Source organism: Calothrix sp. CBUCES-K 9914, assembly GCF_059640475.1.
This window is the reverse complement of the sequence record NZ_JBXXZH010000100.1, coordinates 1-21,120: the sequence shown is the minus strand read 5'-3', so window position 1 is coordinate 21,120 and position 21,120 is coordinate 1. Positions and strand designations below refer to the sequence as shown.

Sequence of the window (21,120 nt, the reverse complement as noted above, 5' to 3'; positions counted from 1 at the left end):
TTATATTCAACCTTAATTAACAATAATCTCATGAATACAGATAATTGGAAAACTCCGCTAGGCTATTTTGAAAAAGCAATTGAAGACCTAAGACGCACACAAGAAGAGTTTCAAGTGCAAATGGAGGAAATCAGACAACTTAAACAAAATTATGCCCTCTTACAATCGAATTTAGAAAAGGCAGAATCAAATATAGGAAAATTTACCGAAGAATTGAGAGTTACGAGACTAGACTTAGAAAAAACTAAGGAAGAGCTTAAAACAGCTAAACAAAAATTTAATGAACAATCTAAAAATTTACAAGATTATCAGCAGGCAACGAAGGACGAATTCAAGCCAGTTAAAAAACAAATTAATGAACAATCCAAACAACTACAAGATTTACAGCAAATAACTAAACAAGCAATTAATGATATAAAAGAAGGAATTGAAAATGGCTCAATTATTGCTTGCAAAGCTTTGATGTTAAAAGGTAGAGACGATTATCACTGGATGCGTTATTGTAAGCTCGATAGCGTAAATCATCATTGCTTTCAAGTCTGGAGAAGCGATAACAACACTTGGCAAGATGATATAAAAGTTAAAGCTGCTATATTGTTACAAGCAAGAGATGATTATCATTGGATGCGATATCAGTATAAGAAAGATGGTAAATATGACACTTTCAACATTTGGAAAGGAGATAGAACGTGGCATAAATGTTTGCGTGTGTCAACAGCAGGAAGATTAAAGTCTTAACGTATCCTCACATCTTGCAAATTTAATCGGGAGGGTAAGGTGGCTTTTGCCACCCTAGATTTAAATAGGCTTTACGCATAAAGATAAATTTTGTTAAAAGACTATAATTTGGTAACAAAATAGCGGTGCAGAATATAAGCTAATGATATTATATTAAACATCAATTAACAATAACCTTATGAATACAAATAATTGGAAAACTCCACTAGGCTACTTTGAAAAAGCGATTGAAGAAATAAGGCTTACTCAGGAAGAGTTTGAAGCACAAATGGAGGAAATAAGACAATTCAAGCAGAATTATGCAGAACTACAGTCTGATTTAGCAAAAACCAAATCGAATCTAGAAGAAGTTAGCAAAGAATTGAGCCTTACGAAAGTGGATTTGGAAAAGGCTAAAAATAAACTTAAGATAGCTGAACAAGAAATTAAAAAGCAGTCTCAGCAGTTGCAAGATTATCAGCTAACAACTAAAGACGAATTCAAGCCAGTTAAAAAGCAAATTGATGAACAAGTCAAACAACTACAAGATTTACAGCAAACAACTAAACAAGCGATTAATGACATAAAAGAAGGAATTGAAAATGGTTCAATTATTGCCTGCAAAGCTTTGATGCTGAAAGGTCGAGATGATTATCACTGGATGCGTTATTGTAAGCTCGATAGCGTAAATCATCATTGCTTTCAAGTTTGGAGAAGTGATAACAACACTTGGCAAGATGATATAAAAGTTAAAGCTGCTATATTCTTACAAGCAAGGGATGATTACCATTGGATGCGATATGAGCATATGAAAAATGGAGAACACAGCACTTTTAATATTTGGAGAGGAGATAATACTTGGTGTTAATATCTACGTGTGTTAACAGTAGCAAGATTAAAATAATCAAAATATCAAGTTTGGGCTTGAATGTGAACCAATGGTTCACATTTTTGGAATTAGTCCTTGAGGTGCCTCAAGTGTGGAAGACTTTAATTAAGCATATACTGTTATAGTACACCTATTCGATATTGATAATGTAACGGTTTGTGCCATTAAATTTGGGGGAGTTGGCGCCGTGCGCTCGTGCGTCTCTTAACTCTTATCTCTGTGCCCTCTGTGGTAAATAAATAGCTATGACTACAAATTTAAAGCACGCAAGTGAAAGAGTTATTTACTCCTGAGCGAATAGTTCCTTACATCATACAGCAAAGTATTGATGCCGGGATTTTTATTTTTTACTAAACAGCTAATTTTATCAATAATACGAAAAATCAAGTTTTTAAGCCTGCGTAGGCAGGCTTTGTTCGTATAGCCTCACCCTTATAGGGTGTAGGTGTAAAATATATGTAGAAGTTCATTTTGTTAAATTTAGTATTGAATTATGATTACTCAATCGTTAATTGGTGAGATTGTCAGTAAGCAGCGTCAATTTTTCTATACGGGTGCTACTAGAGATGTTGGTTTCCGCGTTGAACAACTCAAAAAGTTAAAACAAGGGATAATGCAGTATGAACGTGAGATAACAAAAGCTTTAAAAGCTGATTTAAATAAACCGGAGTTTGAAGTTTATGGTGCAGAATTTTCGCTGATTTTCACTGAAATTGCTGATACTATTAAGCATTTGAATAATTGGGTAAAACCTCAAAGCAAAAAACTTGAGTTTACTTTTTTACCTGGGTCGGCTTATTTATATCCTGAACCATTGGGTGTTGCTTTAATTATAGGCCCTTGGAATTATCCTTTTCAATTATGCTTACTGCCGTTAATTGGCGCCATTGCAGCAGGTAATTGTGCAATTGTCAAGCCTTCTGAAATTGCTTCTCATACTTCCCATGTGATAAATGAAGTAATATCAAAGATTTTCCCGCACGAGTATATTGCTGTGGTTGAAGGAGGAGTGGAAACTACTCAAGAGTTATTGCAAGAAAAGTTTGACCATATCTTTTTTACAGGTGGTACTGCCGTTGGTAAAATTATTATGAAGGAAGCGGCAAAACACTTAACACCTGTTACTCTCGAATTGGGTGGTAAAAGTCCTTGTATAGTTGATACAGATATTAATATTGAAGTTAGCGCGCGTCGCATTGTGTGGGGCAAGTTTTTGAACGCTGGGCAAACTTGTATTGCTCCTGATTATCTGTTAGTGCATAAGTCTATCAAAGAAAAATTATTAACGGCAATAGCTGATAGTATCAAAGAGTTTTATGGCGAGAATGCAATAGATAGTCCGGATTACGCTAGGATTATCAGTCAGAAGCATTACAATAGATTGGTCAATTACATCCAAGGAGATGTTTACTTTGGTGGAGAGTGTAATTCCGAGAAATTATTTATTGCTCCAACTGTAATTAATAATGTTTCGTGGCAAGATTCAATCATGGAGGAGGAAATTTTTGGACCAATTCTTCCTGTTATTGAGTATGAAGATATTAATCAGGTTATAACAGCTATAAATTCTCGTCCGAAACCTCTTGCTTTATACTTGTTTAGCAATAATAAAAATTTGCAAGCGCGGATATTAGGCGAAACTTCATCTGGTGGTGTTTGTATCAATGATACGATTAAGCACTACGTGGTGGCTACATTACCTTTTGGTGGTGTAGGTGATAGCGGAATTGGTAAGTATCACGGTAAAGCTAGTTTTGATGTTTTTTCCCATTACAAGAGTGTTTTGAAACGGGGATTTGCTTTTGATATAAAAGTCTTGTATCCTCCTTATGCGGGTAAGTTACCTTTGCTCAAAAGGCTTCTTGGTAAGAATTAAAATCCCCCCAACCCCCCTTAATAAGGGGGCTAAGAGCATTATAAAGTCCCCCTTAATAAGGGCAGGGCTGTTTCATTCTCTAGAGATAAAAGCGCTTAACCATAATTTTTCCGTTTCCCAACTACTAAAATCTCGTTTGGTAACAGCGGATTTATAGGCGCCTGGTATTATTCTTTTTAGAATGAAACGGCCCTGCCCTTAATAAGGGGGATTTAGGGGGATCAATTTTAAGTCTTTACCTTAAACATCTTATTGCTTCTAACATGCCGCGCGCTTTATTTAAAGTTTCCTCATACTCTTTCTCTGGTTCTGAGTCTGCTACTAAACCGGCGCCCGCTTGTACACTCACCTTACCCCCGCGCGCTACCATTGTGCGGATGGCAATGGCACTGTTGAGTTGTCCTTCAAAGTCGTAGTATCCATATACGCCTGAGTATACACCTCGGCGAGATGGTTCTAACTCGTTGATGATTTCCATTGCTCGAATTTTTGGCGCCCCGCTTACTGTACCTGCGGGAAAACAAGCTTTCATTAAGTCCCATGCTGTTTTAGATGGCGCCAGTTTACCAATAACGTTACTAACGATGTGCATGACGTGGGAATATCGCTCGATAACCATTAATTCATCTACACATACGCTACCACTTTCACAAGCTCTACCTAAATCGTTCCGCCCTAAGTCTACTAACATGACGTGTTCGGCGATTTCTTTGGGGTCTTGTAATAAATCTTGAGCTAGTGCATTATCTTCAATAGGGGTTTTACCTCTCTTCCTTGTTCCCGCAATTGGACGCAGTGTTGCTATATTATTTCCAAGAGCATCTTTTTCGGCTTTTACCATTACTTCTGGACTGGAGCCAACAATTTGCCAATCTTGAAAGTTAAAGTACGCCATGTAAGGTGAGGGATTAATTTGGCGTAGCGAGCGGTATAGTGAAAACGGGTCGCCTGCATATTCTGTTGTTAAACGCTGGGAAATCACAACCTGAAAAATATCCCCTGCTTTGATGTATTCTTTAGCTTTTTCGACGCTGCTACAAAATTTTTCTTTGCTAAAGTTACTTTCATACTCCTCGGTCTCACTGGTACGAGGCGCCACTAATGCAGGTGGCTTCCATTCTAAAATTGTTTTGGCAGGCTCAAGCGGTGAAGCTAATTTGCTTACCATTTGTGTAACACACTCGATTGCCTTATCATAAGCCTGTTTTACATCCGAGTCGCGTAAATCTGCGTATGCTACTACCCAAATTTTACGTTTTACCTGGTCAAATATTAACAGGTGGTCTACCTGCATCCACAACCCATCCGGTATATTACGGTCATCTTGTGGATGAATTGGCACTCGTGGTTCTATCCAACTAATTAATTCATAGCCCCAAAAACCAAACAAACCACCAATTCCAGGCGGTAATTCTGTTAACTTAACTGGATGATATGGCGCCAAACATTCAGCTAATGCCTCAAAAGGGTCGCCATCAAATACCATCTGCGAACCATCACGAAGCGTTTGTGTTGTTTTAGAACCGCGCGCTTCTAAAACCCATAAAGGGTTACAACCAAGAAAACTATAACGCCCAACTTTCTCACCTCCTTCGACTGATTCCAGCAAAAAACTATAAGGCTGTCCAGAACATACCTTATACCAAGCCGAAACTGGTGTATCCAAGTCTGCTACCCACTCTTGGTACACTGGTACAAAATTACCTTGCTTTGCTAATTCAGTAAATTCGGAGAATTCGGGAAAAATCATAAATAAAGAGTGCTGAGTGCTGAGTGCTGAGTACTGAGTGAGGGAGAAGAGTTGAGAGTTAGGAGTAGAACTCTTTACTCTCTTTACTTCTTCTTAAACTCAGCACTCAGCACTCAGCACTTTTAACTATAAATTATGCGTCGTAAGTATACTTACCGCTGAACTTGAGTTGAGCAGGACTGGGGTTATCACCAATTTTGCGGTCAACGTAACGTACTTTTTCACGTCCTTGGTTGACTTTTTCTGGGAACACGCCGTCTGCTGGATGAATTTTGGTCGTTTCGCCGCTTGGTTGTTCAATCCGGTAGATTTGGTAATCTGTGATTTTGAATTTCCGGAGTTGACCACCAAACGCAATACCGTATTCCTTACGAGCTAAATACAGCAGGTTTTCACCTTGACGCATTTTAGCGGCGCCACCAGTGGGCATTTCAAAAACTTGCTCTTTGGGGCTTGTCCAAGTGATTGCATAGAATTCTTCCTCGGCTGCTTTGGTTAGCAAACCGCCAGTTCCGCCACCGAACAAAGGAGTTTGTCCAGAAAGTTTTTCTGCCATAAGGTTTTCACTCAAATGTTTTTACGGCATCCTAACATTGCCACAGGGACATTATTGCGATTATTTCATAGTCTGTAATAATTTTTAGAAGTGCTGAGTGCTGAGTGCTGAGTTAAAAGTAAGAATTAAGAGTTATCAGTTAAGAGTTATGAGTTATGAGTTAATATCTTAGTTCTAAATTTTTTGGCTTCATACTCAGCACTCAGCACTCAGCACTCAGCACGCAGCACTCTTAACTCTTAACTCTTAACTTTGACTTCTTGGCTTTTTGTGACGGTGGGTACAGTAAAGTGAAATTGGCTTCCCTGATTTTTCCCTGTTGAGGATGCCCATATGTCTCCTCCCCAACCAGTTACTATTTGCCGACAAATCGCTAACCCTAGTCCTGTTCCTCCTGTAGTTCTCCTTAATGCGCCTTCTTCTTGGTAGAAACGGTCAAAAACGATTTCGAGAAGGTTTGGCTCAATTCCTCTACCCGTGTCAATGACTGTCACCTCGACCATTTCGTTACTGTCATGGTGCCCTGTAATTGTAATTTTTCCTTCGCTCGGAGTAAATTTACAAGCGTTGTCGATGAGCTTGGCTAATACTTCAACTAACCAATCTCCATCTGCGAATACCAAGGGTAAATTGTCGTCGATGTCAGTGTTGATTTGGGGCAATTGTTCAACAATTATGCGGGCACGTACTCTACTTAGGGCTAAATCGACACACTCTTGTAAGGGTAGTGATTCGGGGTGCCACTCGACGCGACCACTTTCTAAGTTGGAAAGTGTTAAGAAATCTTGCACGAGCTTCCGCATTCGCTCCGAATCTGATAAAGCAGTGTTGAGCATAACTTGCCGCAATTCCAACGGCATATCTGGTTCGGTTGCAAGACTTTCTAAACAAACTTGAATTGTTGAAAGTGGGGTGCGAAGTTCATGTCCAGTAATTGCAATTAAATTACTGCGGGTACGGTCGAGTGCTTCGAGTTGCGCGTTGAGGTCTTCAAGGTTAGCAAATGATTCGGCTTGAATTAATGCGGCGCCAATTTGAGTTGCAATAGCTTTGACCAAATCTATTTCGCCTGTATGCCATGTGTGTGGGGTGTTTCCACAGTAGTGCAGTTCAATAATTCCCAAGAGCCGTCCTTGATAAAAAACAGGTTCAAGCAACCAGGAACGAATTCCTAACTTTTCAACGTGTTTCCAAAGTACAGGGGAAGTTGATGTACGACTGTCGTTCATTGTATCGGCGACACAAACCCCTTCTGAGTTTTGCACGACTTCCGCAAACAGTGGATTGTTATCTAACTGCCAGGTTTGCCCTTTTACCGATGTTATACCCAAACTGATTGACTCATGCTCGATTGTCGCGCATAAGTCTTGTGCTTGTGCCCGGTAAATTAAACACCGACAAGCTCCTAATATTTGTCCTAATTCCTGCGCTGCTGCATGAAGTACTTCTTGTGGGTTCAATGAACGCCGAATTGTGGTTGTTATAGAGTTGACTAAACGCTCTTTTCGTGCTTGGGCGGCTATCGAACGATAAGCTTTGTGCAATTTGTATTGGCTCGCCTGCAAATAAGTTACTAATCGCTGTACAAACGGGTCTGTGTCTATATCACAGGCATACTCCGAAGTTTTTGCTGGCTTTTTTACACCTTTGTACTTGCCAATATTAAATCGGCGCCGAGCTTCGTTAATTTTACCCCCTAGCTCCGGTCGGTAAATTTGAATGCGCGCTAATAGCAAGTCAGCTGCTTTCAAACTGACACCTCGCTCGGATGTCCAAATTCCCTCAAACCTCCGCGCGGTATCCATATCCAAGTTTGGACTTAATTCGCGCAGTTCAGAGTCCTGATTAGCAGAACGTGGGAATTCTCGACAAACCAGGCAGGTGGCATATTTTTGGGCAATCACAATTAGGTGCCATTCGTGACAAAGGGCATCTTCTGGTTCAAAAGCGACTTTTTCGTAATACTCGGAACTATTCGTAAAATCAGTTTCCGGGGCAGCCAAAACGTATACTTGATCGCTTCGCTGTGCTAGTCGCTCATACCGATGTGCTTCTTGGCGATAAAACCGCTCGCGCTGAAAACTGGCTATTACCAGTGGTGCTTCGAGTGTTGCCGCCAGTACCTGGTCTTCCATCGCATGGGAGAGTGCTGTTAGCGAAGCCTTGAAGTAAAGTTGTGGCCGTAGGTTGGGTAGGGTAATAAGCAAATCGCTCAGTACCGAAGTCGAAATGCTCATGTAGGTCGTTTAGAGCAACAATCTGGATAAAAAACCATCTTTCAGCTGCATTGTACAAATTACAATGGTCTTTCAACCCATACACATGGTTGCGATATGTAAAGATTGGCAAAGCGGCGCCGAAAGCCTATCGAAAGCCTATAATTACGCTCGACTAATATTTGTTTTTCTTAATTATACATGTTTCGTTTCCTCTATCTATTGGATATTAAGTTAAATTTTATCTACCGCCGCTCCGGCTTACCCACTCTCATACTAATGCCATATGTAATGTATTCTAATTAGCAATATTAATAAAGTATTAATAATATTACCATCTCCGACCTACTTATATTTCTGACTTCTGTATGAATTCGTGCGCTCATTCTATATGTTAATTTTTTTTAAGTTAAAATCAAAACATAAATTACCAGGGTAAGCTGTAAGGAATCATATCATTGATGTATATTAAATTACGATATTATCTCGTAAATAATACTTAAAAATTAATATAAAATAAATATAAAAGTTAATATATCTACGGGAGCAACATCTGCATATTGCTCAAGAACACAAAATCATGTAATATAAATCTGTTAACAAAACTTTCATCAAAATTTTATGTAGAAAATCCCAGTTTATAACTATTTATTCAACTATTAATTTGAGGTAGTGCTTGCGGAGCATTAACTATCTTGAAAAGTTGTTGAATACTGGTAAGTAAAGGCTTTGATGGAGGGAATGAATTTGAAAATACATAGAAAAAAAGCAGGTAAATCATTTCCTCATGTCTGGAAGTAAAGTTAGTATGAGCGATACTTACTGACTTCATCATCATGTCTTGGACTTTCGATTGGAATAGGCATAGCATACATGCTCAATTTTCAGGCGTTATTTAGCATATAAGTACATTTTAATGTGCGAATTTTTGCTTAGAAAATATGGACAGGTATGCAATAAATTTACCTGCATGGTGAAATATGAAAATAGCTCAAGTTGCTCCTTTATGGGAACGTGTACCTCCCAAACTTTATGGCGGGATTGAATTAATTGTCAAGTTACTAACAGACGAGTTAGTTCAGCGTGGTCATGACGTAACTTTATTTGCTTCTGGAGATTCCTTAACAAAAGCAAAACTTAAAACGGTACATTCCTCCGCGCTACGACTCGACCCAAATATTAAAGAACCGGGTATCTATGAGCATATGCTACTTGCTGACGTTTACCAGCAAGCGCATCATTTTGACGTCATTCACTCTCACTTTGGTTATCAAGCTCTTTCCTATAGCGGTTTTGTCAAAACACCTACTGTTCATACCCTCCACGGCGCCTTCACTTCAGAAAACGAGAAAATATACCGTCGCTTTGCTTGGCAAAAGTTCATCAGTATTAGTGAAGCACAACGAGAACCGCGCTTAGGCTTAAATTACATTCACACTGTTTACAACGGTATCGATACAAATGTTTACGCATTTAACCCAGAACCAGTAGAACCTGCGTATCTAGCTTTTATTGGACGTATATCGCCAGAAAAAGGACCAGTCGAAGCCATAAAAATCGCGCGCGCGATTGGTTTACCGTTAAAAATGGCAGGCAAAATTGATGTCGTCGATAAAAAGTTTTACACAGAACTTGTTGAACCACTAATCGACGGTGAGCAAATTCAGTTTCTAGGTGAAGTTTCTCACGAAGACAAAGTGAAACTTTTAGCAGGAGCATCTGTAACTTTATTCCCCATTACTTGGCGTGAACCATTTGGTTTGGTAATGATTGAGTCAATGGCGACTGGTACACCTGTAGTTGCTATGGGTTTGGGTTCCGTTCCTGAAGTTGTTGCCCACGGCAAAACTGGTTACGTATGTCATTCACTCGAAGCCATGATTGAAATGGTTCCTCTTGCTCGCAAGCTTGAGCGTCAAACTTGTCGCGAGTATGTCGTTAGTCGCTTTAGCGTCTCCTCAATGGCTGACGAATACGAACGCGCGTATCAAATGGTTTTACTCAACAACGGGTAAAGTAGGGTGCGTCAAAGCTATTACAATCTTCAATAAAACGAAAAATCATGTGCTTTGACGCACCATAGAATTAAAAATAGGTAAAAATAGCGGTTATTTTGAATTATTCTGTTATAATCGGACAAATGTGGCGTTTATCATGAACTATAATTAAATCAAATAGTAAAAACCTTGCGATTCAGCGCCATTTATGATTTGAAGCTGTAATAATACTTTCGATTGATTTGTGTCATAAAATTTACACTCCGATTTGCAATCCAATTTATTTTTGAGAAATTGCGAAAATCATCACCTTCAAATTGGTTTTAAGGTAATGTGTGACGCTACAATCAATAAAATTTCTTGAAAATTCACATAAGTTCATAAGTTCATCACACTTGTGTTTATTGTGTAAGTTTTATACCAAGATGTTTGGTACACGCATTTTGCTGGTTGTTTGCAGCTCTGCGGCAGCGATTTGGCAAAAAATATAACTAATAAAAGCGTCTTTTTTTCCTGTTGACGCTTTTAACACGAAGAAACTAGACCTGTTAATCAGTTGGAAATTGGAGAATGACACCGGATACCTTAATCGCACCGGAAAAAATTTTGCTGGATGGAAAAACCTTTGTCCCTGCTGAACAAATTCCTATCCCAGAATGGCCTTGCGTAGCTACCTCAAGACCGCAGCCGACTTTAACTGTTAAAGATGATGATTTATTTTTTGTTACAGATACTTTAGGTAATATTTCTGGGTGTGGTCTTGGTGAAGGCAACCCGAGTATGGGATTATTTTGTTCGGATACACGTTTTTTGAGTCGGTTGGAGTTACAGATTGACGGATACTCCCCTGTGTTACTAAGCAGTACTGCTGATAAAGGGTTTTCGTTATCTGTTTTATGTACTAATCCTAAAATCGATGAGCGTTTACGACCTGATACGATTGGTATTCGTCGTGAACTTGTTTTGAACGGCGCCTTATTTGAAGAAATAGAAGTATCAAATTACAGCACAACTACAATTAGTTTTGAGCTTAGTCTTAGTTTTGACGCTGATTTTGCTGATTTGTTTGAAGTTCGAGGACATGGTAGAGACAGACGTGGTAGATTATTGCGTTTAGTTGAACCAGTTTCTTCTGTTGAGCCGCTGTTAACTCACGAAGAAAATCATTCCTCTGAATCGATAGAGCAATCTTTAACGCTTGCTTATCAAGGTTTGGATGGATTGGTGATGGAATCAAGAATTAAATTCCAGCATCGTCAACCAGATTATTTTAAAGGTTATACAGCACTCTGGCGCTTTGAATTGGCGCCGCATGAAAAGCAAAAATTAGGCTATCGGGTTAATCTTTTAACAAATAATAAGTCAAGTTCCACAGTTAGCGCTCCTGTAACACTGGGTCAAGCGAAAGCTGCCGAAGTTATGGAGGAGCAACACTGGGTAAGCCAAATTACCCGAATTCGAGGTGATAAAACCATGTTTAATCGAATGATTGAGCGCGCGGAACAGGATATGTATCTGTTGCGACAATCGTTTGGTAAGCATAAAACTGTATCTGCTGGAGTACCTTGGTTTTCAACGCTGTTTGGACGCGACTCGTTGATTACTGCTTCGCAAACTTTAATGTTGAATCCTGAAATAGCCAAGGAAACTCTAACTTTACTTGCCTTATATCAAGGTAAGCAAAAAGACGAGTGGCGCGAAGAGGAACCAGGAAAGATTTTACACGAATTACGATTTGGAGAATTAGCACGCTGTAAAGAAGTACCTCATACACCTTATTACGGTACAGTTGATGCGACTCCATTATGGTTGATGCTTTATGCTGAATACTATGCCTGGACACATGACGGAGAAACGCTAGAAAATCTTTGGAACTACGCGCTTGCTGCAATGGATTGGATTGACCGTAACATGAAGCAAACAGGTTACCTAAGCTATCACCGTACATCAAAACTAGGTTTAGCAAACCAAGGTTGGAAAGATTCGGGAGATTGTGTAGTTAACCGTAAAGGCGAACTAGCGTATGGTTCAATTGCATTATGCGAAGTTCAAGCGTATGTTTATGCTGCTAAATTACGTTTGGCTGAAATTGCTCGCATGAAAAAGCGCTTAGATTTAGCTGACCGTTGGACTGATGAAGCGCGTAGTCTCAAAACGCGCTTTAACCGTGATTTCTGGATGGAAGATCAAGACTTTTGCGCGTTAGCGTTAGATGGTGATGGTAAACATGTTGATAGTATCACTTCTAACCCTGGTCACTGTTTACAACTCGGTATATTTACACCTGAAAAAGCTTATAGTGTTGCTGAAAGATTACGGGCGCCGGACATGTATAACGGTTGGGGTATCCGAACATTGAGCAGCTTATCACCCGCCTACAATCCAATGGGATACCATATTGGTTCAGTATGGCCGCATGACAATTCAATAATAGCTATGGGTTTACGTTCCCTCGGTTTGATCGACCAAGCACTTGAAGTTTTCCAAGGTTTAGTGGATATGACCAGCGTTCAACCATACCAACGTCCACCCGAACTACTTTGTGGATACGAGCGCGACGGTGATAATGCTCCAGTTCTATACCCTGTAGCTTGTTCACCTCAAGCATGGGCAACTGGTAGCATCTTCCAACTAATACAAATGATTGTTAACCTTGTTCCAGATGCACCAAACAACTGTCTAAGAGTTATCGACCCAGCTTTACCCGAATCAATTAGTCACCTTTCACTGCATAATTTACGTGTCGGCCCGACTATCCTAGATTTAGAATTTGAACGCTCCGGAAACACAACAGCTTGCCGTGTAGCTAGAAAACGTGGCAACCTACGTGTCGTCATCGAAGCGTGAGTAGGGTGCGTGACGCTATAACAATCGTGAGCAAAACTAATAAACTAGTAGCGTCACGCACCATCTTAAGGATAATCGGCGCCAAAGTAGGTGCGTGATGCCAATAATTTATTTGCTTCGTTGTAGGATTGTTATGGCATCACACACCCTACTTGTCTTCTTGAACATCGCTTTTATGTCCGGGGGATGCTTCAAATATTGCATCAAGCTGCTGACGCGCGTCTTCAACGTTAATTGAACGCATCACGAGTAATGGTTCTCTAATTAAATTACCCGAATTATCCAATAATTCTGGATGAGGTACAAACTGTTTTCTAGCTGTATAGCCGTAGTTACTACCTTGAGATGGTCTATGTGAATATGTCCGCTCTCGATCAAAACTGAACATAATTAGGTTACGAATCAGATTAGCAACAGCAATAATCGCCAGAACTGTAAATGCAAGAATGTAAATAAGGTGTAACATAGGTATTTCCTCCAGAAGCAGCGTGTTATTAAAGGGTTTATAAATCGATACAAGTAAAATCAGCTTAAACAATAGGTAACGGGAATTGAGATGATTAAGGCTTTGAGAAAAAATGAAAACTTGCTTGTTGGAATAGCATTTAGTTCATATATCTAAATCTTAAGATATTTAGCTATATCCTTTTTCGACGACATACCAGGTAGCATAGTATACTGGGACTTGAATAGAAACTGGCTATTTCATTATATTTTTGGTTTTTATTTAATACTAAAGTACTCTTTGAGCAATCTAATGAGTCATTTTGCCAGTTCCATCTCTACTCAAAATTCAATTAAAAATTAATTGTGAGATATTCAGAAGGAACTGGGTAGTTCTATGTTTCACGTCCTTGGCGAAACCGTATAGCTACATTCCAACACTCGGTAACAAGCTGATGCCAAGGCTTTACAGCTTCCATGTCGATTCCTACTTGCCCTCCAGTCGCACTAAACATCATATGCGCTGTTTTTACCTCTTCTTGCGCGGCCTTTACTCGCAATAGCAAGTCCGACTGCTGCTGTGTACTTAAAAAATCAATCCGCTCGGTCTCCAGTAAGTTACACGCGCGTGCAAACCAATATTGGAAATCCTCCAGCAGAGGCTGTAAAACCGATTTAAGCAATTCTGGTTCTGGTAGATTTGAGTCCCGCATAAATGAGAAGCATACTTCTAACCTTCTTACTAATATTAACTTTTTTAACGATTCTTAACACTTAAGAATCATTGGATACTTCTCACACCTGCTATTTTGTAGCAAGAGCTACAAAAACTATTATAATCGATTTGATTCGGTTCCTGCCAAAGTTTTACACTGTTCGCCGTAAGTCTTTTTGCTATCAAAGGCTTTTTTAGTCACTAAACGCAAAATAGGAGCGCTAACTAACATAGATGCAGAACGGGCGCCAATGTAAAGTTGGTCGCCGAAAGTCATGTTTGTAATTTGCTTATACCAAAAAGCTATTATTTTGCCTGGAACACTAAAATTAACATTATTAGGGAACTTTCTGCAAATCGATTTAGTTTTTTTATTTAAGAACAGATGATTGTGATCAGTCAATGCATCAAGAGAAGGATGTTTGTGAGAGAGGTTAACATTAAAGAAGGTTGAAGTAAAAATAAAATGAATATAAATATTTTATTAAGAAGAATCACAAAATTTATCGTCTGAAAGCAGTATTTAGAAGTCATCCTTCGAGTGTATGACCAAAGTTGCATCTTGCGCTCATTATAGCCGTGTTAGAATTAGGGGTATTTTTCTGCGTTCCGCTTATTCAAAGTACAAGTAAAAAGCTTCGCCAAAGGTAAAACAGCCGATGTCGCCAAATGTAACAAATAAAGATACTGAGTCTACTTCACAAGTCGAGAAAATTAGTTTACCGCGTACAAGCGAATCGGAAAGCTTGAAGAAAATTCGCCATACTGCCTCTCACGTTATGGCAATGGCAGTGCAAAAGCTGTTTCCCAAAGCGCAAGTTACGATTGGTCCTTGGATTGAAAATGGTTTTTATTACGATTTTGATAGTCCCGAACCGTTTACTGAGAAGGATTTGAAGTCCATCTACAAAGAGATGGTTAAGATTATCAATAAGAAACTGCCAGTTACGCGCGAGGAAGTTAGTCGAGAAGAAGCTAGTGAGCGAATCTCAAAGATTAACGAGCCTTACAAGCTGGAAATTTTAGCGGATATAAAACAAGAGCCGATTACAATTTACCATTTAGGGGATACATGGTGGGATTTGTGTGCAGGTCCACACCTTGACAATACAGCCGAGTTAAATCCAAAAGCAATTGAACTTGAAACGTTAGCAGGCGCCTATTGGCGTGGCGACGAAACCAAGGCACAATTACAGCGTATATATGGAACAGCGTGGGAAACACCCGAACAGTTAGAAGAGTATAAGCGACGTAAAGAAGAAGCACTGCGTCGTGACCACCGGAAGTTAGGTAAAGAGTTAGGGTTATTTATATTCTCTGACTTAGTAGGGCCTGGTTTACCGTTGTGGACACCCAAAGGTACTTTGTTGCGGAGTCTTCTAGAAGATTATCTCAAACAAGAGCAAATCAAACGCGGTTACTTGCCTGTTGTTACCCCTCACATTGCCAAAGTTGACTTATTTAAAACTTCGGGACACTGGCAGAAGTACAAAGAAGACATGTTTCCTCTCATGGCAGAGGATGAAGAAGCGAAGGAACACGAAATAGGTTTTGTCATGAAACCAATGAACTGTCCTTTCCACATCCAGATATATAGCAGCGAACTGCGTTCATACCGTGAGTTACCAATGCGTCTTGCAGAGTTTGGTACAGTGTACCGCTACGAACAGTCTGGGGAATTAGGTGGTTTAACGCGCGTGCGTGGTTTTACAGTAGATGACTCGCACTTATTTGTAACACCCGAACAACTCGACGCAGAATTTCTCAACGTCGTTGACTTAATATTGTCGGTGTTTAATAGCTTGCAACTAAAGAACTTTAAAGCACGCTTGAGTTTCCGTGACCCAGAAAGCGACAAATACATTGGTTCAGACGAAGCGTGGGAAAAAGCCGAAGGTGCTATTCGTCGTGCGGTTGAACATTTGGGAATGGATCACTTTTTAGGTATAGGAGAAGCTGCCTTCTACGGTCCCAAGTTAGATTTTATCTTCCAAGATGCATTGGAAAGAGAATGGCAACTTGGAACGGTACAAGTAGACTACAACTTACCTGAACGTTTCGACTTAGAATATGTTGCCGAAGACGGTTCACGCAAACGTCCAATTATGATACACCGGGCGCCATTTGGTTCCTTAGAGCGATTAATTGGTATTTTAATCGAAGAATACGCAGGTGACTTTCCATTATGGTTGGCGCCAGAACAAGCGCGTTTACTTCCAGTAAGCGACCAATTTTTAGATTACGCCAAAGATGTCGCCGCCAAAATGCGTGCAGTGGGTATCCGTGCAGAAGTAGATATTAGTGGTGACAGACTTGCTAAACTAATTCGCAACGCCGAAAAACAAAAAATACCAGTAATGGCAGTAGTAGGCGCCAAAGAAGTAGAAACAAACACCTTGAGCATCCGCACACGCGCATCCGGAGAACTAGGAAGCATCGCAGTAACAGAAGTCATCGAAAAAATGAAAAACGCAATCACCAACTTCGAGAACTTTTAATCCCCCCTTGATAAGGCTACGGTGGGCGTTGCTGAATCATGGGATGGTTTTGCCCAATTTCTAACCAATTATTAATGGTTTCAGACGCTAGTTCATCCCGCAAATAAGCAACGCCGCTACGGTGTATACACATCTTTTCATTATCCTTACATTCCTCTCCTTCGCGTACTTTGCGTACTTTGCGGTTTATTTTTTAACGAACCGCAAAGGACGCAAAGACGCAAAGAAAGAGAAGAAAAGTCAGTTTTAGAGACTTGTGTGTACACAGTAGCCTTAATAAGGGGGGAACAAGAGAAGAATGTAGGGTGGGCACTCCCACCTAATTTAGGCGCAAAAAGAGGGATTAAAGCCCCCTTATTAAGGGTGGTTGGGGGGATTCAAAAATAGTTTATGTTTTCTAAAAGATAAGGACAAGCTGATGTTCGGTCGGATTACATTTGACAAAGAAATCATGGCAGGACGTGCATGTATTCGAGGGATGAGAATAACTGTTTCTCTGGTATTAAATTTAATTGCAAGCGGAATGACACAATCCGAAATTTTAGAAGCATATCCTTATTTAGAAGCAGAAGACATAAAAGCTTGCCTCCAATACGCAGCATTTTTAGCTGACGATAAAATTCCTGTTATGAACTTAACCTCAGTTACAATTCAAAAACGTCCTCCACTGTTTGGAAGCAATGCTTATCATCTATTTTTGAATAATGCAATACATTAATTTCATCCTGTTCAATCAATAAATACTCTTCAAAAGATGGTATTGTGCAATAAGGCTGAAATCTACTATGTCTTTGATTATTCTCAATAAGTTTCGGTGAAACTTTAATGATTACTTTTGGATTGGTAATTGTATCTTTACGATTCTCAAAAAATCTGGTTCACCTGCTATAACCATTACATCTGGGTATGTGTAAATACGTCGATTCGGTATCCAAAGACGCATATCACTGATATAAACCCTGTAATTTTCCTGCCTGAACGCAAAATTCATAACAGCATAAAAATTACCAGCTATTTGGTTGTGATTGTCACTTCCACCTGCCATTGGAATAATTTCTCCATCTATGTACTCGCTTTTGGAGTCGGCTTTTTCCTCCAAAGCTAAGTATTCCTCTATGGTATAGTACCTCTTTTCTGTTACTTGCATTTGCGTAATAATAATATTGGAAGCAATAGGACAAATGTTACTACTTTCCTATCATAGGATTACCTTTGATTATAGCAATAGTCTCAGCGTATAAATAAAAACATAATGTTAATACAGCAACCCCTTACAGAAGAAACGATTTCGCTAGGTATACAAGAGCTTGTGAGTCGTGATAATGACTTAGCAGAAATTATTCAAACCTATGGGTATCCACCAAACTGGATACGGGAAAAGGGTTTCATTGGACTTATACGCATTATTTTAGGACAACAAGTTTCGGTTGCTTCGGCTAATGCAATATTTAAGAAGTTAGAACTTTTAATTAATCCGTTGACACCAGAGAATTTTGTTACGTTTGATGATTTGCAGTTACAGTCAGCAGGTTTAAGTCGGCAAAAGATTGTATATACCCGCGCGTTAGCTGCTGCAATATCTAGTAAACAACTTGACTTGGATAAACTTGAATTGGGTGATGAGGCAACTTTACGCACGGAACTTACAAAAATCAAAGGTATTGGTAATTGGACTATTGATATATATTTAATGATGTCGTTACAGCGTCCTGATGCTTTTCCTGCATCTGACTTAGGAGTGATTCTTGCTTATCAGAAATTAAAAGATTTACCAACACGTCCAACACCAAGTCAATTAGAAGTTATTGCCGAGAAATGGCGCCCGTTGCGTGCTATAGCTACAAGAATTCTGTGGCATTATTATTTGAATAAGACAACCAAAGTTAAAAGTATTTAGATGTTTTCTCTTGTGGAGCGGGCATCCTTGCCCGCCCTTGATGTTGAGATTAAATTAACAGGCAGGGATGCCTGTTCCACAAGATTTGATTTTAAAGTTTAATAAATGATGACATTGCTTTTACAAATTCTGCTGTTGACTCATATGGCAAAACGTTTCTTCCTGGGATTTTAACACCTTGTGCTTGGGGTAAACATGCTAAGTACTCGGCTAAACGTTCGTTTGCTTTTTCTTGTTCTCCTTCTTTGGCTATACTCGATGCAACTTCACCCATAACTACAAGCACGGGTTTTTGAATTGCTGCTACTCTGTTACGATAGTCCTGGCGCCAAAATCCTGCTAAGAATGAGAATACAGCATGACGAGAAGCCATATTAGAGGCGCCTTTCTGTAAAGTATTCAGCCACTCACTATCAACTTTATCCTGTGAGGCAAATAATCTTTTAGTTGAGAAGTTGCGTAAAAAGTTCTCAGTACGCGCGTAACGGTAGAATAAATTTCCAAATGGTGAACTAAATATTGACCATGCTAAAGAAGGGCGCCATTTGGGCCTATCTTTACTAATTAGTGACCAAGTGGGAGGTCCAGATAATACCATTCCTGCAATTAAATGAGGTACTTTCTCGTATAATTCGACGGCTACAGGAAATAAGGCGCCTTGTACAACTAAGATTACAGGCTTTTGGATTATATTTTCAATGAAGAATTGTAACTGTTGTGCTTCAAATTCGGGTGTAGATGGTACAGCTGGCATATCACTGTCACCACACCCAATTAAATCAGGATTATAAATCTGATTCTGATTACCTTGATTGTAAAACTCTTGGCAAAAACGCTGCCAAAATTGCCGTGATAAACCGACTCCTATGGGATGAATCAATAATAAAGGGGCGCCAGTAGATGTACTATGAGGATTGTACACCTCGTAAGCACAGCGATAAGAAAGCCAGTTATAAAACTGTGTTTGGGTGGAAGTATCCTGAGTTAGCATAATTAAAAAATCATCTCCGGATGAATTAACTTGTAACCTGCGGCTTTGATTTTTTGGTTTGAGATTTTGGCGTTGTAGTTTTTGTTGGACGGTTGTGAGGTGTCCCATGTGACTTTGGGTAAGTTATGCGTCTCACATACACGGTCGATTAGTTCGCGATTTAATAAATAAGCGTCGTCAACTAAATTATAAATTCCTTGAAGCTGATAGTGACGTGCAAATTCGATGGCGCCGACAATATCATCCAAATGTATCCAGTTGGATGGTTCAGAACCATCTCCGGGACGAGTTTGTCCGGCAACTCGACCGTAAATTTTTACTAACTCGCGTCCTGGTCCATAAATTCCACCTAAACGTAATATACAAACGTGTAATTTATCTTTTAATTCAGTAAGTAATACTTCTTCAGTGTCATAAAGAACTTGCTGGCTTTCGTTAGTAGGCGCCAAAGGTGTTGTTTCATCAACTAAATTAGCATTTTGATTACCGTATACTGAACAAGTGCTTGTATATATTAGTTGTTTGACTGGAGATTTTTTTAATACTTGTGCGACTGTTTGGGCAGTTTGCAAATAAGTATCTTGATAAGAGTTACCACGTCTTGGTGCAACACTCAACAATACGCAGTCTTGACCGTGTAAAACTTTTTCTAATTCTTCGCGGTCACTGCCTTGTAAAACAAATACTTTCTGAGCAAAAGTTTGCAGTTCTGACACTCTTGGTAGTGTGGTAGTCGTCGCTGTTACAACCAGAGTCATTTTCTGCTGCCAGTATTTCGCAACTGCTGTACCAACATAACCACATCCAATAATTGCAACATTCATAATCAAAGTAGGGTGCGTGACGCTACAAACAATTATCGAACAAAGCGAGCATCTGGTAGCGTCACGCACCACGAGTTGATGGTGCGTGAAAGCAGTTTAATCTGGCGTTTCATTGCTTGATTGTAATAGCTTTCACACACCCTACTTTGCAAGCTCTCGCTCAATTATTTCGATTAATTCTGGTGCTTCGGGTGTAGTTCCACTTTTGAAGCGCGCGACTACTTGACCATTTTTGCCGACCACGAACTTCTCAAAGTTCCACGATACATCACCTTTTGGCTCAATTGCGCTGGTTAGTCTTTCATACAGTGGGTGTTTGTCGGAACCTTTGGCGTGAACTTTGTCAAATAAGTCAAAGGTTACACCATAGTTTCTGTCGCAAAATGTAACAATTTCTTCGTTTGTACCTGGTTCTTGGGCGCCAAAATCGTTACTTGGAAATCCAAGTACACGTAATCCTGCATCGTGGTACTTTTTGTTTAATTTTTCCAGTCCGGTATATTGTCCTGTGTAACCGCAGTAAGAAGCTACGTTAACTATTAGTAATACTTTTCCTGTATATTCGCTGAGGTTTTTTTCTTGCCCGTTGATTGTTTTAACTGCTATGTCGGTGATTGTGTTACTCATATAACAATGTTGTGATTGTAAACTATTGTTAAGTTTCGCACAGTAAGGTGCGTGACGCTACTCGGCTATGGCTTCGTTTTGTAATGGCTGGTAGCGTCACGCACCCTACTCGTGTACTGAACCGTCGGGCATGATGGCGCCACTTAATAAGGCGCCGATGAGTTTGACCTGGACTCTATCGCCAATCATGACTCTAGCATTACGGAAGTCGGCCGCCTGTCCGGTGTGCGACGGCCTGGGCGTAAAGCTGGCGTTCGACGCCGATCTGGTGGTGCC

General features: G+C 39.8%; 18 protein-coding genes. 8 read left to right on the top strand and 10 right to left on the bottom strand.

Annotated features, from left to right (window positions below):
• Window positions 1-30: 30 nt before the first annotated feature.
• From AC2JBO_RS21825 to AC2JBO_RS21815, 3 genes are all read left to right on the top strand, one after another.
• Window positions 31-738 carry a hypothetical protein gene (locus AC2JBO_RS21825; RefSeq protein WP_496955753.1) on the top strand — a complete coding sequence of 236 codons (708 nt, stop codon included), beginning with the start codon at window positions 31-33 and terminating at the stop codon, window positions 736-738.
• 178 nt (window positions 739-916) lie between these two features.
• A complete protein-coding gene (locus AC2JBO_RS21820) occupies window positions 917-1,585 on the top strand; it encodes a hypothetical protein (RefSeq protein ID WP_496955752.1) in 669 nt (222 codons plus the stop codon).
• Window positions 1,586-2,099: 514 nt separating this feature from the next.
• Window positions 2,100-3,482, top strand: a complete 1,383-nt coding sequence (locus AC2JBO_RS21815; protein ID WP_496955751.1) for an aldehyde dehydrogenase — start codon at window positions 2,100-2,102, stop codon at window positions 3,480-3,482.
• Between the two features lie 235 nt (window positions 3,483-3,717).
• Here AC2JBO_RS21815 and trpE read toward each other — a convergent pair whose 3' ends face one another.
• From trpE to AC2JBO_RS21800, 3 genes are all read right to left on the bottom strand, one after another.
• Entirely contained in the window at window positions 3,718-5,232 is a 1,515-nt protein-coding gene (gene trpE, locus AC2JBO_RS21810) for an anthranilate synthase component I (RefSeq protein WP_496955750.1), read from the bottom strand.
• Between the two features lie 133 nt (window positions 5,233-5,365).
• Window positions 5,366-5,788, bottom strand: coding sequence for a photosystem I reaction center subunit II PsaD (locus tag AC2JBO_RS21805; RefSeq protein WP_496955749.1), 423 nt, complete (start codon window positions 5,786-5,788; stop codon window positions 5,366-5,368).
• 239 nt (window positions 5,789-6,027) lie between these two features.
• Window positions 6,028-8,025, bottom strand: a complete 1,998-nt coding sequence (locus AC2JBO_RS21800; RefSeq protein WP_496955748.1) for a DICT sensory domain-containing protein — start codon at window positions 8,023-8,025, stop codon at window positions 6,028-6,030.
• 959 nt (window positions 8,026-8,984) lie between these two features.
• Between AC2JBO_RS21800 and AC2JBO_RS21795 the strand changes: the two genes are divergently transcribed.
• The gene (locus AC2JBO_RS21795) at window positions 8,985-10,019 is read left to right on the top strand and encodes a glycosyltransferase family 4 protein (RefSeq protein ID WP_496955747.1); all 1,035 of its coding nucleotides are present in this window, start codon (window positions 8,985-8,987) and stop codon (window positions 10,017-10,019) included.
• Between the two features lie 552 nt (window positions 10,020-10,571).
• Window positions 10,572-12,848: an amylo-alpha-1,6-glucosidase gene (locus AC2JBO_RS21790; protein WP_496955746.1), complete on the top strand. Its 2,277-nt coding sequence runs from the start codon at window positions 10,572-10,574 to the stop codon at window positions 12,846-12,848.
• Between the two features lie 148 nt (window positions 12,849-12,996).
• On the opposite strand, the gene AC2JBO_RS21785 is transcribed toward AC2JBO_RS21790, so the two are convergent.
• The 3 genes from AC2JBO_RS21785 to AC2JBO_RS21775 form a co-directional block, all read right to left on the bottom strand.
• Window positions 12,997-13,314, bottom strand: a complete 318-nt coding sequence (locus AC2JBO_RS21785; protein ID WP_496955745.1) for a DUF2973 domain-containing protein — start codon at window positions 13,312-13,314, stop codon at window positions 12,997-12,999.
• Window positions 13,315-13,687: 373 nt separating this feature from the next.
• Window positions 13,688-14,005 (bottom strand): DUF2605 domain-containing protein, encoded by a 318-nt coding sequence (locus AC2JBO_RS21780; RefSeq protein WP_496955744.1) that lies wholly within the window; start codon window positions 14,003-14,005, stop codon window positions 13,688-13,690.
• A 120-nt stretch (window positions 14,006-14,125) separates the two neighbouring features.
• A complete protein-coding gene (locus AC2JBO_RS21775) occupies window positions 14,126-14,284 on the bottom strand; it encodes a hypothetical protein (RefSeq protein WP_496955743.1) in 159 nt (52 codons plus the stop codon).
• Between the two features lie 382 nt (window positions 14,285-14,666).
• Between AC2JBO_RS21775 and thrS the strand changes: the two genes are divergently transcribed.
• Together thrS and AC2JBO_RS21765 are read left to right on the top strand one after the other, a co-directional pair.
• Window positions 14,667-16,505 (top strand): threonine--tRNA ligase, encoded by a 1,839-nt coding sequence (thrS, locus tag AC2JBO_RS21770; protein ID WP_496955742.1) that lies wholly within the window; start codon window positions 14,667-14,669, stop codon window positions 16,503-16,505.
• A gap of 418 nt (window positions 16,506-16,923) precedes the next feature.
• A complete protein-coding gene (locus AC2JBO_RS21765) occupies window positions 16,924-17,223 on the top strand; it encodes a DUF433 domain-containing protein (protein ID WP_496955741.1) in 300 nt (99 codons plus the stop codon).
• Window positions 17,224-17,334: 111 nt separating this feature from the next.
• Here the strand turns inward: AC2JBO_RS21765 and AC2JBO_RS21760 are convergent, their stop codons facing one another.
• On the bottom strand, window positions 17,335-17,652 hold the full coding sequence (locus tag AC2JBO_RS21760) for a Uma2 family endonuclease (protein WP_496955740.1): 318 nt from the start codon (window positions 17,650-17,652) through the stop codon (window positions 17,335-17,337).
• Between the two features lie 105 nt (window positions 17,653-17,757).
• Here AC2JBO_RS21760 and AC2JBO_RS21755 point away from each other — a divergent pair, with 105 nt between their 5' ends.
• Window positions 17,758-18,402: a DNA-3-methyladenine glycosylase family protein gene (locus AC2JBO_RS21755; protein WP_496955739.1), complete on the top strand. Its 645-nt coding sequence runs from the start codon at window positions 17,758-17,760 to the stop codon at window positions 18,400-18,402.
• Between the two features lie 91 nt (window positions 18,403-18,493).
• On the opposite strand, the gene AC2JBO_RS21750 is transcribed toward AC2JBO_RS21755, so the two are convergent.
• The 3 genes from AC2JBO_RS21750 to AC2JBO_RS21740 all read right to left on the bottom strand — a co-directional run bounded on the left by AC2JBO_RS21750 (window position 18,494) and on the right by AC2JBO_RS21740 (window position 20,844).
• Window positions 18,494-19,393 carry an alpha/beta fold hydrolase gene (locus tag AC2JBO_RS21750; RefSeq protein ID WP_496955760.1) on the bottom strand — a complete coding sequence of 300 codons (900 nt, stop codon included), beginning with the start codon at window positions 19,391-19,393 and terminating at the stop codon, window positions 18,494-18,496.
• Window positions 19,394-19,395: 2 nt separating this feature from the next.
• Window positions 19,396-20,217, bottom strand: coding sequence for an SDR family oxidoreductase (locus AC2JBO_RS21745; protein WP_496955738.1), 822 nt, complete (start codon window positions 20,215-20,217; stop codon window positions 19,396-19,398).
• A 141-nt stretch (window positions 20,218-20,358) separates the two neighbouring features.
• Window positions 20,359-20,844, bottom strand: coding sequence for a glutathione peroxidase (locus AC2JBO_RS21740; protein WP_496955737.1), 486 nt, complete (start codon window positions 20,842-20,844; stop codon window positions 20,359-20,361).
• Window positions 20,845-21,120: the final 276 nt, after the last annotated feature.